Raw genomic sequence first — 13996 nt, 5'->3', positions numbered from 1 at the left:
CGTGGGCGCGCCGTTCAAGAAATTCGAGGCGCATGGCAGCGGCGGCCCGCGCATCCGTGAAATCCCGATGCGCATGGTGCTACCGAACCTCGTCACCGTGCTTGCAATCTGTGCCGGTCTGTCCGGCATCCGCTTCGGTTTCGAGGGCCGCTTCGAGACGGCGGTGGTGATGGTCCTGCTCGCCGCCTTTCTCGATGGCATCGACGGGCGTCTGGCGCGGATGCTGAAGGCAACCTCCAAATTCGGCGCGCAGATGGATTCCCTGGCCGACATCGTCAATTTCGGCGTGGCGCCCGCCTTGGTGCTCTATGCCTTCATGCTCGATCAGGCTGGTTCACCGGGCTGGATTGCCGCGCTTCTGTTCGCCATCGCCTGTGGTCTGCGGCTTGCCCGTTTCAACGTTCTGGACGAGGAAACAGATCGTCCGATATGGCAGAACGAATATTTCGTCGGCGTGCCGGCGCCGGCGGGAGCCGTGCTGGTGATGCTTCCGCTCTATCTTTCATTCCTGCGCCTTGGCGTCGAACCGACCCGGGTGACGGCCTTCATCGCCACGGGCTTCACGATACTGGTCGCCTTCCTGCTGGTCAGCCGGCTGCCGGTCTATTCCGGCAAAAGCTTCAAGATACCCGGCGACAAGGTGCTGCCAATCATCCTCGGCGTCGTCCTCTACATCCTGCTTCTCATGACCTATCCGTGGTATACGCTGACGGCATCGGTCGCCGGCTACCTGGTCTTCCTGCCGTTCAGCGTGCGCGCCTATTCCAAGCGCGCCATGATTGAAGGCGAAAAGGTGCCGCCCTCGGATATTGGCTGAGCCGGCTGATAGCTAAGCAGCGACCCCAAGCTTGTCGAGCGCCAGCTTGCGGGTCGAGACATAGTCGGTCTTGCCGGAGCCCAGCACAGGAATTTCCCGCACCTTGACGATGTCGTTGGGCACCATCAATTCAGCGGCGCCTGCCTGTCTGCCGAACTTGCGCAATTCTTCGGGGTCGGCGTCCTCGGCGGTGGTGACCAGAACGATGCGTTCGCCCCGGCGCTTGTCGGGCACCGCGACCGCCGCGTGGCGCTGTTCGGGCCATAGCGACTGCACCAGCATCTCGACCGCACCCAGCGACACCATCTCGCCGGCGATCTTGGCGAAGCGCTTGGCCCGGCCGCGAATTGTGATGAAGCCTTCGCGATCGACGGCAACGATGTCGCCGGTATCGTGCCAGCCGGTCAGCGGCTGCAATTCGCCGGGGCGATCCGCGGTCATGTAGCCCATCATCAGATTGGGGCCATCGAGCCACAACTGCCCGGCGTCACTGATGCCCTCGACCGGCTCCAGCTTCATGCGCATGGCCGGCAAGAGCCGGCCGACGCTACCACCGCGGCCATGGATCGCGGTATTGACTGCGACAACGGGTGCGGCTTCGGTCAGCCCGAAACCTTCGATGATTTCGGCCTGGAAGCGGTCGCGATAGACGCGGCGGGTTTCCGGCTTCACCGCCTCAGCGCCGGCAACAACGAAACGCAGGCTTGAGAAATCACCATCCTTGGCGGTGCGCGCATAGTTGGCCAGGAACGTATCGGTGCCGAACATGATCGTCGGCCTGACCCTGCGGGCGATCTCGGGGATGATCTTGTAGTGCAGCGGCGAGGGGTAGAGGAATAGTTTGACGCCGGTCACCAGTGGCAGGATGGTGCCGCCCGTAAGCCCGAACGAGTGGAACACCGGCAGGACGTTGAGCAGGATGTCGGCCGGCGAGATGGTGATCCGCGCCTCTGCCTGCATGGCGTTGGCGAGAAGGTTCTTGTGCGACAGCACCACGGCCTTGGGCGTGCCTTCCGAGCCGGAGGTGAACAGGATCACCGCCGGCTTGGCCGCGTTCTGCGGCCGCAGCGGCCAGCGCCACAGCACGGCTGCCGTGAGCTTGTCCAGCGTCGTCACGGTTTCGCGCAAATCCTCCAGCCACAGCAGCCTGGCGCCGCCTGTTTCGACGGCCGCGACAATGTCGGCGAGGTCGGCCTTCTCGACGAAGGCGCGAGAGGAGACCACGGTACGGATGACCGCCGTGCGGACGGCCGCGGTGACGCTTGCCGGACCCGCCGTGTAGTTGATCATCGCTGACACGCGCCCGCCCGACAGCAAGCCGAGCAGCGTCAGCACGACGCCATTGGCGTTGGGCAGCAGCACTCCGACAGCTTCGCCCGGCGCCGTGACGGCCTCGAAACGACGGCCCAGCACCCGGGCGCCGATGAACAGTTTTCTGTAGCTCAGCGCGCCGCTTATGACGTCCTCGATGATCGGATGCGAGGCTCCGACACGGTCGGCGGCGTCGCGCATGGCGAGGAAAAGGCCACGGTCGAGATCGGTGGCGGCAAACCGGGCTTCGGCGAAACGATCGAACAGTGCATTGGTGTTCGATGCCTGGTCTGGGTTTCGTGCTACCAGCTCGGCGATAGTCATCGGCTCCAGTACGCTGATCGACAGGCGCGGAAACCAGCGACGCGGCGCGATCGCGGCGGGTGTCAGCGATACCGGCAGGTAACGCGCACCGCCGACAAAGATTGGCACGATACGGGCGTCGGCCTGCATGGCGATGCGGGTGATGGCGCGAAACAGGCGGAAGGACTTCACATCCGGCTCGACCGCATCGGGCAAGTAGACGGCAAGCCGGCCCTTGCCCTTCAAGACACGCACCAGCCGGCGGCTGACGAAGACATGTTCGGCGTTGAAGGCGATGGTGCGGCCAAGCTCGCGCCACGGCTCCAGCCAGGGCGATCTGGCCGAGGCGTCGTCGAGGATGTGCAGCGTATCTTCCGGCAACAGTGACAGCATCAGCGCCGGCTCGATGCGCGACTGATGCCAGATGACGTAGATGACCGGAGCGGGGGCTGACCGCGCGATCCTCATGCGGTCATCCTTGATCCGGTAGGCGAGCTTGAACGGCACATAGAGCACGGCCTGGGCAAAGCGCAGCCCGAGCCGGAATCTCTCCACCACCGCGATCATCAGCCAGGCTGCAATCAGCCCGGCAAGCAGCGCCAGCGTCAGGATCATGCCGCATCCTCCCGTTCTCGCTTCGCGGCTCTTGGCCGGCCGCTTCGGCAAGAACCTAGACGATGTGGGGTCAAGGTCAATGCGGGAAGAGAACGCTCCTGCCTTGCCCCAGAAACTGGAAGAAGACGCTCAAGCCGCCTTTAACCTCCCGCTGATGAAGCGGAACTCCTGCGTCTTGCCGCCATAGCCATAGGCGGCGGCCGGCACTTCGTGCACGAAGGCATAGCTTTCCTCGTGCACCGTGCCCAGCAAGTGGCCGAAAGCAGCGAAGATCGCCTTCAGGTAGGCTTCAAGCTCAAGCTTGGTGTTGGTGCCGTCGACCACCTTGATGTCCAGCCAGAAGGTGTTTGCGCCATGCTCGGCCAGCGACTTGCCGCCGGCGAACCAGTGCCGTGGATCGACGTAGGAAATGGCGACCGCGGTAATCGTTGGATCCTTGCGCAACTGCGTGGCGGTGATCTCGGTTACGTCCTTGGCGATCCTGGCGGACAGAGCGGCGTCAGGCTTGCCGGTGACACTGATGTTGATGATAGGCATTTTCCTTCTCCTTGGTTGGGCGGCGTCTGATTGCCGAGGCAAGGACCATGCCTCCATCCTGGAGTCAAAAAAATCGAATTGTTTTTAACGGTTGATTCGATATTATCGAAGTATGCAAATGCTCGATCCCGACCTTCTCAGAACTTTCCTAGCCTTCGTCGATGGCGGCTCGTTGGCACAGGCCGCATCGATGGTCGGCCGCACGCCCTCGGCGGTGACGGCGCAGATGCAACGGCTTGAGGAGATCGTCGGCGAGCCGCTGTTGATGCCGCAGGGGCGGGGGCGCGGCCTGACGCCGGCCGGCGAAGATCTTGTCGGCCACGCGCGCCATATCCTGTCTGTGCACAGCGAGGCTTGGCTTGCGCTCAAGGGCGCGCGGGCCGACGGCCGCGTCGCTATCGGCACCACGCAGGATTTCGCCGATAGCGGCTTGCCAGATCTGCTCAGGGCCTTCGCCGTGAGCCACCCGCGTGTCAGGATCGAGCTGCGCGTCGGCCGCTCGGTCGAACTGGCGCAAGCGCTGCAGGCCGGCCTTCTTGATCTGACGATCGCCATGCGCCAGTTCCCAACACCGGATGAAGTTGGCGTGCTCAGGGAGCCCATGGTCTGGCTGTGTTCGCAAAAGGGGTTGGTTTCGCACCAGGACGAAGTGCCACTGGCGCTTCTCGACCCGCATTGCGGTTTCCGTGATGCGGCGATCGCCACTCTTGATGCTGCTGGGCGCCACTACCGGATCGCCGCCACCAGCGCCAGCCTAGCCGGCCTGCGCACGGCGGTGAATGCCGGCATCGCGTTGACGCTGAGAACTGCACGGTTCGCGCATTCCGGAATCGTCAAGGCGCCGCGCGATCTAGGCCTGCCGCCGGTCCCCGTTGCGGAGTTCGCCATACGGCTGCGAGGCGAAGCACAATCTCCCGCCCGAGATCTGGCGGCGCTGGTCAGCGACAACCGCGCCTCGTCAGGTGGCTTCGGCTGAGGCAAAGAAAAAGCCGACCTTTCGGTCGGCTGGAGGTAGGACGGGCAAGGGGTTTGGGGGGACTTGGGGTGCCCGTCGAGACAACAATGCCCGAAACCGGTGATGGTTCCGTGACGTCGCGAAATTTCTCAAATCGAGATCGTTGCGCGCTGCCGCCTTGCCGTCAGCCAGTCGCGCCCAGCATGCGCGAACACGGCGCACAGCACGAGAGCGCCGCCGATCATGCTGGCGGCGGGCGGAACCTCGGCCAGGAACAGGAAGGCAAACAGGATGGCGAAAGGCACTTCGGCCGAGCCGAGCAGCCCGGATTCGGGGGCCGGGATGAGCCGTGCTCCCTCCGTCCACAGTATGGACGACAGCGCGAAGGAAGCGCCGAAGGTCACGAGCAGGACGGCGTCTCTCGGTGAAACCGCCAGCGGGTCGGTGACGAACCAGCCGAGCACGAACAGAAGGAACGCCGACACGGCGCCCGCCCACACCACAGGCGTCTCGCGGAAGGCGCGGACCATGATCATGTAGAGCGCGCTGCCGATCGTCATCAGCAACGCCAGAAAATCACCGACCAGATTGCCGGTGCCGAACCCGGACCAGACCATGATCGCCACGCCACAGAGCGACACGGCGGCTGCAATCATGGTCTGCAGGCGAAACCGCTCCCCGACCAACACAAAGGCAAGCATGGCGGTGACGAAGGGCGCGGTGGCGTAGATGATCGCTACATTGGCGACGAAGGTGAACTTGAAGGCGCAGATGAAGGCAATGCTGGCCAGGGCTCCCTCGACCGCCAGCAGCCAGCCGCGCCAGCCGAGCCGCAGGCTTTCCTGCCCACCAGAGCGCTGTCGGCGCCACAGCACGTAGAGCGTGATCAGGATCGAGCCGACAAAGCCACGCCAGCAGATGATGGTCAGCGGATCGGCGTGGATGGATTTGGTCAGCACCCCGGTTAGGGCGAACACGGCCGCCGATGCCGACACCAGGATGATGCCAAGGGTTCGCTCGGTGGATGGGGTGCTGTTGCCCGGCATGCTCAAGAATCCTTCGCCATGGCGGATACTAGTCTGGCCTGTACTGACACCCTGCTGTCAGCATGGATCGATCGCGCGAATTCCCCGCGGGGTTTCACGCCCTCTTGCGAAAACGCTCGTTGGCGACGATCAGCAGGCCGGCCGAGACGATGATTGCCGCGCCGGTGAACACTTCGGGGCGCGGTACATCGCCCCATATCGCGAAACCCAGTGCGAAGGACCAGATCAGCGACGTGTATTCGAGCGGCGCCAAGATCGAAACGGGCGCGCGCTTCATACCTTCGAACAGAAGATACTGCGCGATCCCGCCCAGCGCGCCGACGGCGATCAACAACAGCAACTGCTCCCATGTCATCGCTTGCCATAGAAAAAAGGTCGGCACGGCCGAAAACGCCAGGAAGAAGGCGTTGTTCAAGACGAGCTGGATCATCGTGCGCTCGGCCAGCGATGTCTTGCGCATCAAAATGATGGCGATGGCCCACAAGATCGCCGCCGCCAGCACCAGCAGTACCGGTACGGAAAGTCCCAGGCGGGTCGGGTCGCAAGCGACGAAGACGCCGGCGAAGCCGATGAACACCGCCAGCCAGCGCAGTGCAGGCACCTTCTCGCCAAGCATCACCACCGAAAGCACCGTGATGATGATCGGGGCCGCGTAATAGATGGTGGTGAGTTCGGCCAGTTGCATGGTCTTGGCGGCGTTGTAGAAGCAGATCCAGGCAGCCAGCGTGAACACGCTGCGCAAGAACATTGGCCGGAGGACGGACGAGCGCGCCGTGTCCTCGAACAGGCGACGCCCGCCAATTGCCGCGCACGCGACCAGGATCGTGATGCTGCGAAAGAACATGATCTGCCAGACCGTCATACCCACGACCAGAAGCTTGATCGAAGCATCCTGCGTGGAAAACAGGAAATAGGCGGCGCCCGTGAACAGGATGCCCGCAAGCACCCTTTCACGTGTTTCAAGAATGGCGATGTCGGCCATGCGGCGCGGGCCTGTTCAGAGAAATGATTGCTGAGAAGCACTGCGAAGGCTTTGAAAATCAGGCTTCGCATGGATACGCTATACGAGTGAAAAACGCAGGCGCGCTACGCCAGCGGCGAGCTTGCGTTGGGGCAGGGCGTTGCATCACGCTGTGATGCCTGCACATCCTCGGTTGTCTCCATGCGGCTGGACCGACGGCGCCCACGGTGACAACGCCCTGTTCGAACATGACAGGAAGCGCTGCTGAAAGGATTGAAAATGGACGCGACCGGATTGAAGGCCATGCAGGCGCCGTTGAAGGAGGCCTATCGCGACGACGCCGAGCGCGCCCTGGTCACGCTCAGGGCCAGAGGTTCGATCGACGACCAGTCGATCGCCTGCAAGGTCGAGACGGGCAGGGCGCTTGCGGTCGCGGGATTGCACCCGGCGACCGGTGGCTCGGGGCTTGAACTGTGTTCGGGCGACATGCTGCTCGAGGCACTGGTGGCCTGCGCCGGCGTGACGCTGAAGGCGGTGGCGACGGCGCTGGAATTCAAGCTCGGCGCCGCCACGGTCGAGGCTGAAGGCGATCTCGACTTTCGCGGTACCCTTGGAGTGGCCAAGGATGCACCCGTTGGTTTCCGCGCCATCAGGCTGAAATTCGACCTCGACACGAATGAGCCGCGGGAGCGCATCGATACACTGCTGAAGCTGACCGAACGCTATTGCGTGGTGTTCCAGACAATCAACCAGAAGCCGGAGCTGACGGTGAGCGCGAAACGCTGAACAACGTTACGCCAGCGATTGAAATGCGTGTGACCGCGGCTTCGGCGATCACACGCAGCCTGGCGATTTCCGGGCCTTGTGTTTACTGCGCCGAGGGAACTTCGTTGTCGCCTTCGTCGGTAAACGGCGACGCGCTCGGCACGCACTGCAGCGACCAGCCGGCCGGCGTCGGTTGCTTCTGGTACTCGGCGACGGCGGCGGTGCACTGTTCGCGCTTGTCGAAGGTGCTGGGGAGAACGGCCATGCCGCCCCCTGGGCCAGCGATTACCAGATACCAGACCAACGCTACGGTCGTCGAAGCCATGGGAGTTTCCTTGTTCTGCCCGGTTCGGGCGCTGTAGTGGGAGACGAACCGAGTCTATCAACTTCGTCGGGATGGCGAAAGCGTGGCCGGTTCCCGGCTTCCCACGACCATATCACAGCCGCGTGAAGGAAGACCGCGGCGCTTCGAATCGTCGGGTGCGCGCAGCTATTCCGGCTGCCGATAGGAAACGAAGCGATTGTGTTTGGCCTGAAAGATCTGCCCGGTCTCCTTCAGCTCCGGGCTGGCGAGCGGCACGATAAGCCTTGCGATTTCGGACGGATGCGGCAGCGTCTCTGGATCCTCGCCAGGCACGGCCTGCGCACGCATGGCGGTGCGGGTGGCGCCAGGGTCGGCGGCATTGATCCGCAGCGGCAGGCTTTCCGTCTCATGCGCCCAGGAGCGCACCATGGCTTCTACCGCCGCCTTCGATGCCGCGTACGGGGCCCAGAAAGCACGCGCTGAATGGGCAAGGCTGGAGCTCAAGACGATGGCGCGGCCGGCATCGGAGACGCGCAGCAGCGGATCGACGGAGCGGATCAGCCGCCAGGTCGCGGTGACGTTGATATTCATGACCTTTTCGAAGGTCTTTGCCTCGACATGGCCGATCGGCGAGATGACACCAAGCACCGCCGCATTTGCGACCAGGATGTCGAGCTTGCCCCAGCGTTCGTGGATGGCGCCGCCCAGCCGGTCGATGCCAGCCATATCGGCGAGATCGAGCGGCACCAGCGTCGCTTGACCGCCGGCAGCCTTGATCTGGTCGTCAAGCTCCTCCAGGCCGCCAACCGTGCGGGCGACCGCTATGACATGGGCGCCCGCCGCGGCAAGTTCCCTTGCGATGAAGTAGCCGATGCCGCGCGAGGCGCCGGTGACAACCGCGACGCGGCCGGAAAGGTCGAGGGTCATGGGAAAGATTCCGACTGACAGGGATGAAACACCCCCATGCCCGATGGGGCAGAGGGGCATAAAATGGAAGGCAGACAGTGGTCCGGCAAACCCTACGTTCCGCTCGTCGCCAGCAGCGACAGCGTGCGCACATTGTCATGGCCTTCGAAGTCGAGCAGGCGGGTCGGGTACTGGCCCGTGAAGCAGGCGTCGCAGAATTGCGGCTGGTCGTTGTCGCGGCTGGCTTCGCCGACGGCACGGTAGAGCCCGTCGATGGTGAGGAAGCCGAGCGAATCGACGCGGATGAACTCGGCCATCTCCTCGATCGACATGCGCGATGCCAGCAGCTTCGACTTTTCGGGCGTGTCGACGCCATAGAAGCAGGAGGCGCGTGTCGGCGGCGAGGCGATGCGCATGTGCACTTCCTTGGCGCCGGCGTCGCGCACCATCTGCACGATTTTCTGGCTGGTGGTGCCGCGCACGATCGAATCGTCGACCAGCACGACGCGCTTGCCCTCGATCATGCGGCGGTTGGCATTGTGCTTCAGCTTGACGCCCATGTGCCGGATCGAATCACCCGGCTGGATGAAGGTGCGTCCCACGTAATGGTTGCGGATGATGCCGAGTTCGAAAGGGATGCCAGCGGCCTGGCTGAAGCCGATGGCGGCAGGAGTCCCCGAATCGGGCACAGGCACCACGATATCAGCCTCGACCGGGCTTTCGACCGCAAGCTCGGCGCCGATGCGCTTGCGCACTTCGTAGACATTGCGACCTTCGACGGAAGAGTCGGGACGGGCGAAATAGACGTATTCGAAGATACAGAAACGGGTCTTCTGCGGCTCGAATGGGAACAGGCTCTCAATACCCTTGGACGTGACGACGACCATCTCGCCGGGCTTCAGGTCACGCACGAAGCGCGCTCCGATAATGTCGAGCGCGCAGGTTTCGGAGGCCAGGATCCAGGCGCCGTCGAGGTCGCCCAGCACCAATGGCCGGATGCCGAGCGGGTCGCGGCAGCCGATCATCTTCTTGGCGGTCATCGCTACCAGTGAGAACGCGCCCTCGACCTGACGCACCGCGTCGATGAAGCGCGAATTGAGGTCGCGCTCCTTGCTGGTCGCGACCAGATGCAGCAGCGTCTCGGTATCGGAGGTGGAGGAGAAGATCGCGCCCTGCTTCTGCAGCGCGCGCTGCACGGTCATGGCGTTGGTGAGGTTGCCGTTGTGGGCGACGGCAAAGCCGCCATCGGCAAGCTCGGCAAAGAAGGGCTGGATGTTGCGCATGCCGGCACCGCCTGTCGTGGCGTAGCGAGTATGGCCGATGGCGCGATTGCCTTGCAGGCTGTCGATGACGCGCTGCTTGGTGAAGGTGTCGCCGATCAGGCCGACATGGCGTTCGACATGGAACTGGGTGCCGTCGTAGGAGACAATACCGGCTGCTTCCTGGCCGCGATGCTGCAGCGCGTGCAACCCGAGTGTGACAATGGCCGCGGCGTCTTGGCGGCCAAAAATGCCGAACACCCCGCATTCATCGTGGAAGTGATCGTCTGCCTCGGCGGAAGGCACGTCGTCTGCGTCTGCCATGGGACTCAAGCTCCGCTAAAATCGCGATATAGTGCGGGTGCGCGTCGAAAGCAACGCGCGCCGTGCAGCCGTTGACATGATCGTCGACTTTTTCGCGTCAGTTTGCCGGCGGCGGGTTCGCTGGTGCTGGCGCCGGTGTCGGATTTGCAGGCGCATTGTCGCCAGGCGCAGCATCGTTGTCATCCGGCGCCGGGGTGTTGGAATCGTCACCTGTCGCCGGAGCGTCCGCCGCTGGCGCGTCGGGGGCTGCCGGGGCGCCAGCGCCAGCCTTCGAGCTGAGCTTCTTGAGGATCGCATTTTCCGTGTCGGCGGGCATCAGGCTTTCAAGCTTGGTGCCGATCGATTCGAGCAACGGGCGCGACTTGGCGTCGGCGACCCAGGCCGGGGCCTTGGCGCCGGCCAACCAGTTGAAGAACATCAGGGCGACGGCGACAACCAGGATGCCGCGCGCCGCGCCGTAGAGGAAGCCGAGCGTACGATCGAGCGCCCCGATCCTGGAATCTATGATCCAGTCCGCGAGCTTCATGGTGATGACGCTGACGACAATCAGCGCGACGATGAAGACGATGCCGGCGGAAGCCGCCATGGCAATCTTGTCATTGTCGATATGAGGCTGGATGTAGGGCAGAAGCGGCTTGTAGAAGAAGAAGGCTGCGGCGGCTGCCGCTGCCCAGGAAACCACGGACAAGACTTCGCGCGAAAAACCGCGAACCATCGCGAGCATCGCCGAGACCAGGGTGAAGCCGACAAGAATTCCGTCAAGCAGCGTAATCGGCATGTCTTTCGCCCCACTCCATGAGCCGCATTATAGCGCGGAGCATCGGGTTTTCCCACTTTCGGGTCCGATGCTCTAGTCTTGCTCGTCAACGCGGCTTCGGCGTGTGCCGGCTATGCGTGCGACGAGATCGGCAAGCTCGGTGGGCTGGAAAGAACCGGCCCCTATCCCCCCGGCAAGTTCCCCGCTGCCCGAGGGCAGAACCGCGCTTCCAAAACCCAGCTTTTCGGCTTCCTTGAGGCGCTGCTGCGCATGCGCAACCGGCCTCACGGCGCCCGAAAGGCTGATTTCGCCGAAATAGACGCAATCGGCGGGAAGGGCAAGGCCGGTGAGCGAGGAAACCAGCGCGGCGGCCACTGCCAAGTCGGCCGCGGGCTCCGAGATGCGATACCCGCCGGCGACGTTCAGATAGACGTCGTGCTGGCCAAAGCGTACGCCGCAATGGGCTTCGAGAACGGCCAGGATCATCGACAGTCTTGAGCCATCCCAGCCGACCACCGCGCGGCGCGGCGTGCCGAGCGACGATTGCGCGACAAGTGCCTGGATCTCGACCAGAACCGGCCTTGTCCCCTCCATGCCGGCGAAAACCGCCGCGCCCGGCGATTTGGCATGGCGCTCACCGAGGAAAAGCTCTGACGGATTGGCGACTTCTCGCAGACCCTTGTCCGACATTTCGAACACGCCGATCTCGTCGGTGGGGCCGAAGCGGTTCTTTACGGTGCGCAGGATGCGAAAATGGTGGCCGCCTTCGCCTTCGAAATAGAGCACCGCGTCGACCATATGCTCGACGACGCGCGGACCGGCGATCTGGCCTTCCTTGGTGACATGGCCCACCAATACGATCGCGGCTCCCGTGGATTTCGCGTAGCGAATCATAGCCTGAGCGGAAGCGCGCACCTGGGTGACGGTACCGGGCGCCGAATCGGCGAGATCGGTCCACAGGGTCTGAATCGAATCCAGGATGACCAGATCCGGCCGCTTGCCGTCGGCGATGGTGGCAAGAATGTCCTCGACATTGGTTTCGGCGGCAAGTTCGACCGGCGTCGAGGCGACGCCGAGCCGCTGCGCGCGCAGCCTGATCTGCGCGACGGCTTCTTCGCCGGAGACATAGACGACGCGGTGTCCCTTGGCGGCAAGGGCGGCCGCGGCCTGGGTCAGGAGCGTCGACTTTCCGATGCCAGGGTCGCCGCCGACCAGCAGCGCCGAGCCGCGCACGAAACCACCACCGGTTGCACGGTCGAGTTCGCCAATGCCGGAGATGATGCGTGGCGCGTCCTCGATGTCACCCGACAGCGTCGTCAGCACTACCGCGCGACCCTTGCGGGCGTTGCGCGTGTTGGCCGGTCCGGAGCCGATACCGCCCGACGTGCCTTCCTCGACCAGCGTGTTCCACTCGCCGCACGCATCGCATTTACCGGCCCAGCGCTGATGCACCGAGCCACAGTTCTGGCAGATGAACTGAATGCGGGATTTCGCCATCAGGCGCGGCCTGCATGCAAGATGCGGTATCCCGGCGGTCTGGGCATCAGCGTGGAATGGCGGAGTGAAAGGCTGACCAAGGGGTTACTCGAACCTCTCCGGAATATGGTGCTCTTCGGCAAGATCGGAGAAGCGCGTGAATTCGCCCTGGAACGCAAGGCTGACGGTGCCTGTCGGGCCGTGGCGCTGCTTTGCCACGATCACTTCGGCCTTGCCTTGCACCTCGTTCATCTTTGCTTCCCAGGCGAGGTGTTCCGGCGTGTCTTTCTCCGGTTCCTTGTTCTTGATGTAATATTCCTCTCGATACACGAAGAGCACCACGTCGGCGTCCTGCTCGATCGAGCCCGATTCACGAAGGTCGGACAGTTGCGGATGCTTGTCGTCGCGGTTTTCGACCTGACGCGAAAGCTGGGAGAGGGCAATGATCGGAACGTTCAGTTCCTTGCCAAGCGCCTTCAATCCCGTGGTGATCTCGGTGATTTCCTGGACGCGGTTCTGCGAGGATTTCGAGGATGAGCCCTGCATGAGCTGGATATAGTCGATGACGATCACATCCAGTCCGCGCTGACGCTTCAGGCGACGCGCGCGGGCGGACAGCTGGGCGATCGAGATACCGCCGGTCTGATCGATGAACAGTGGGCGCTTGTGGTTCTCCTGGGAGTAGGCGACGAGCTTTCCGAAGTCGGCCTCGGTGAGGTCGCCACGCCTGATCTTCGACGATGGGATCTCGGTCTGCTCGGAGATGATGCGGGTGGCCAGCTGTTCCGACGACATTTCGAGCGAGAAGAAGCCGACGACGCCGCCATTGGCCGCCTTGAACGAACCGTCGGCCTGCTGTGCCGGCTCATAGGCGGCGGCGATGTTGTAGGCGATATTGGTGGCAAGCGAGGTCTTGCCCATGCCGGGGCGGCCAGCGATGATGATCAAATCGGACGGCTGCAGGCCGCCCATGCGATGGTCGAGATCGCGCAGCCCCGTGGAAACACCCGACAGATGGCCGTCGCGCATATAGGCGGCGCCAGCCATGTCCACGGCGGTTTTCAAGGCATCGGAAAAGCTCTCGAAGCCGCCGTCGTAGCGGCCGGTTTCGGCGAGTTCGAACAGGCGGCGTTCGGCATCCTCGATCTGCTCGCCCGGTGACATGTCCACCGGGGCGTCATAGGCGATGTTGACCATGTCTTCGCCGACGGTGATCAGCGCGCGCCGCGTCGCAAGGTCATAGATGGCGCGACCATAGTCCGTCGCGTTGACGACGGTGACAGCCTCGACCGCCAGTCGCACGACATATTGCGCCACCGTCATGTCGCCGACCTTCTCGTCAGCCGGCAGGAATGTCTTCAGTGTGATCGGTGTCGCCACCTTGCCCATGCGTATGAATTCGGCCGCGATCTCGAAGATCTTGCGGTGCAGCGGCTCGTAGAAATGGCTTGATTTCAGGAAGTCGGAAACGCGGTAGAAGGCATCATTGTTGACCAGGATGGCGCCAAGAAGCGCCTGTTCGGCCTCGATGTTGTTCGGTGCCTCGCGATAGAGCGGTGTTTCCGCCACGCCGAATTTTCGCGCTGCTTCTGCCATGATATCCCCGATCTTGATCCCGACCCGTCGCTAGCAGAGACGATTAGCGGGGCATAAACAAACT

The 13996-nt window shown here is 63.4% G+C and carries 13 protein-coding genes; 3 read left to right on the top strand and 10 right to left on the bottom strand.

Features of this window, described 5'->3' with window-relative positions:
• Position 1: 1 nt before the first annotated feature.
• Positions 2 to 817 carry a CDP-diacylglycerol--serine O-phosphatidyltransferase gene (gene pssA, locus LGH82_RS09555; protein WP_227348265.1) on the top strand — a complete coding sequence of 272 codons (816 nt, stop codon included), beginning with the start codon at positions 2 to 4 and terminating at the stop codon, positions 815 to 817.
• Positions 818 to 829: 12 nt separating this feature from the next.
• Here the strand turns inward: pssA and LGH82_RS09550 are convergent, their stop codons facing one another.
• Both LGH82_RS09550 and LGH82_RS09545 read right to left on the bottom strand, forming a co-directional pair.
• Entirely contained in the window at positions 830 to 3046 is a 2217-nt protein-coding gene (locus LGH82_RS09550; protein WP_227348264.1) for an AMP-binding protein, read from the bottom strand.
• A 129-nt stretch (positions 3047 to 3175) separates the two neighbouring features.
• Positions 3176 to 3583: a tautomerase family protein gene (locus LGH82_RS09545; protein WP_227348263.1), complete on the bottom strand. Its 408-nt coding sequence runs from the start codon at positions 3581 to 3583 to the stop codon at positions 3176 to 3178.
• A 112-nt stretch (positions 3584 to 3695) separates the two neighbouring features.
• On the opposite strand from LGH82_RS09545, the gene LGH82_RS09540 reads away from it, so the two are divergent.
• Positions 3696 to 4559 (top strand): LysR substrate-binding domain-containing protein, encoded by an 864-nt coding sequence (locus LGH82_RS09540; protein ID WP_227348262.1) that lies wholly within the window; start codon positions 3696 to 3698, stop codon positions 4557 to 4559.
• Between the two features lie 128 nt (positions 4560 to 4687).
• On the opposite strand, the gene LGH82_RS09535 is transcribed toward LGH82_RS09540, so the two are convergent.
• Positions 4688 to 5584: a DMT family transporter gene (locus tag LGH82_RS09535; protein WP_227348261.1), complete on the bottom strand. Its 897-nt coding sequence runs from the start codon at positions 5582 to 5584 to the stop codon at positions 4688 to 4690.
• Between the two features lie 94 nt (positions 5585 to 5678).
• On the bottom strand, positions 5679 to 6566 hold the full coding sequence (locus LGH82_RS09530) for a DMT family transporter (protein ID WP_227348260.1): 888 nt from the start codon (positions 6564 to 6566) through the stop codon (positions 5679 to 5681).
• A 258-nt stretch (positions 6567 to 6824) separates the two neighbouring features.
• On the opposite strand from LGH82_RS09530, the gene LGH82_RS09525 reads away from it, so the two are divergent.
• Positions 6825 to 7331: an OsmC family protein gene (locus LGH82_RS09525; protein ID WP_227348259.1), complete on the top strand. Its 507-nt coding sequence runs from the start codon at positions 6825 to 6827 to the stop codon at positions 7329 to 7331.
• Positions 7332 to 7413: 82 nt separating this feature from the next.
• Here LGH82_RS09525 and LGH82_RS09520 read toward each other — a convergent pair whose 3' ends face one another.
• From LGH82_RS09520 to LGH82_RS09495, 6 genes are all read right to left on the bottom strand, one after another.
• Positions 7414 to 7635, bottom strand: coding sequence for a hypothetical protein (locus tag LGH82_RS09520; protein WP_227348258.1), 222 nt, complete (start codon positions 7633 to 7635; stop codon positions 7414 to 7416).
• Positions 7636 to 7800: 165 nt separating this feature from the next.
• A complete protein-coding gene (locus tag LGH82_RS09515) occupies positions 7801 to 8541 on the bottom strand; it encodes an SDR family NAD(P)-dependent oxidoreductase (protein WP_227348257.1) in 741 nt (246 codons plus the stop codon).
• Positions 8542 to 8633: 92 nt separating this feature from the next.
• Positions 8634 to 10103: an amidophosphoribosyltransferase gene (gene purF, locus LGH82_RS09510; RefSeq protein WP_227348256.1), complete on the bottom strand. Its 1470-nt coding sequence runs from the start codon at positions 10101 to 10103 to the stop codon at positions 8634 to 8636.
• A 97-nt stretch (positions 10104 to 10200) separates the two neighbouring features.
• Positions 10201 to 10881 carry a CvpA family protein gene (locus tag LGH82_RS09505; RefSeq protein WP_227348255.1) on the bottom strand — a complete coding sequence of 227 codons (681 nt, stop codon included), beginning with the start codon at positions 10879 to 10881 and terminating at the stop codon, positions 10201 to 10203.
• A 72-nt stretch (positions 10882 to 10953) separates the two neighbouring features.
• A complete protein-coding gene (radA, locus tag LGH82_RS09500) occupies positions 10954 to 12357 on the bottom strand; it encodes a DNA repair protein RadA (protein WP_227348254.1) in 1404 nt (467 codons plus the stop codon).
• 84 nt (positions 12358 to 12441) lie between these two features.
• A complete protein-coding gene (locus tag LGH82_RS09495; RefSeq protein ID WP_227348253.1) occupies positions 12442 to 13932 on the bottom strand; it encodes a replicative DNA helicase in 1491 nt (496 codons plus the stop codon).
• Between the last annotated feature and the right edge of the window lie 64 nt (positions 13933 to 13996).

Origin of the sequence: Mesorhizobium sp. PAMC28654 (genome assembly GCF_020616515.1) — a bacterium.
Classification (GTDB): domain Bacteria; phylum Pseudomonadota; class Alphaproteobacteria; order Rhizobiales; family Rhizobiaceae; genus Mesorhizobium.
This window is presented reverse-complemented; position numbering and strand designations above follow the sequence as displayed.

What these genes read in the sequence shown, in the direction of transcription:
- purF (WP_227348256.1), bottom strand. Translation starts at nt 10,103, where the DNA reads ATGGCAGACGCAGACGACGTGCCTTCCGCCGAGGCAGACGATCACTTC.
- LGH82_RS09525 (WP_227348259.1), top strand. Translation starts at nt 6,825, where the DNA reads ATGGACGCGACCGGATTGAAGGCCATGCAGGCGCCGTTGAAGGAGGCC.
- LGH82_RS09545 (WP_227348263.1), bottom strand. Translation starts at nt 3,583, where the DNA reads ATGCCTATCATCAACATCAGTGTCACCGGCAAGCCTGACGCCGCTCTG.
- LGH82_RS09530 (WP_227348260.1), bottom strand. Translation starts at nt 6,566, where the DNA reads ATGGCCGACATCGCCATTCTTGAAACACGTGAAAGGGTGCTTGCGGGC.
- LGH82_RS09505 (WP_227348255.1), bottom strand. Translation starts at nt 10,881, where the DNA reads ATGCCGATTACGCTGCTTGACGGAATTCTTGTCGGCTTCACCCTGGTC.
- LGH82_RS09515 (WP_227348257.1), bottom strand. Translation starts at nt 8,541, where the DNA reads ATGACCCTCGACCTTTCCGGCCGCGTCGCGGTTGTCACCGGCGCCTCG.
- radA (WP_227348254.1), bottom strand. Translation starts at nt 12,357, where the DNA reads ATGGCGAAATCCCGCATTCAGTTCATCTGCCAGAACTGTGGCTCGGTG.
- LGH82_RS09520 (WP_227348258.1), bottom strand. Translation starts at nt 7,635, where the DNA reads ATGGCTTCGACGACCGTAGCGTTGGTCTGGTATCTGGTAATCGCTGGC.
- LGH82_RS09540 (WP_227348262.1), top strand. Translation starts at nt 3,696, where the DNA reads ATGCAAATGCTCGATCCCGACCTTCTCAGAACTTTCCTAGCCTTCGTC.
- LGH82_RS09550 (WP_227348264.1), bottom strand. Translation starts at nt 3,046, where the DNA reads ATGATCCTGACGCTGGCGCTGCTTGCCGGGCTGATTGCAGCCTGGCTG.
- LGH82_RS09495 (WP_227348253.1), bottom strand. Translation starts at nt 13,932, where the DNA reads ATGGCAGAAGCAGCGCGAAAATTCGGCGTGGCGGAAACACCGCTCTAT.
- LGH82_RS09535 (WP_227348261.1), bottom strand. Translation starts at nt 5,584, where the DNA reads ATGCCGGGCAACAGCACCCCATCCACCGAGCGAACCCTTGGCATCATC.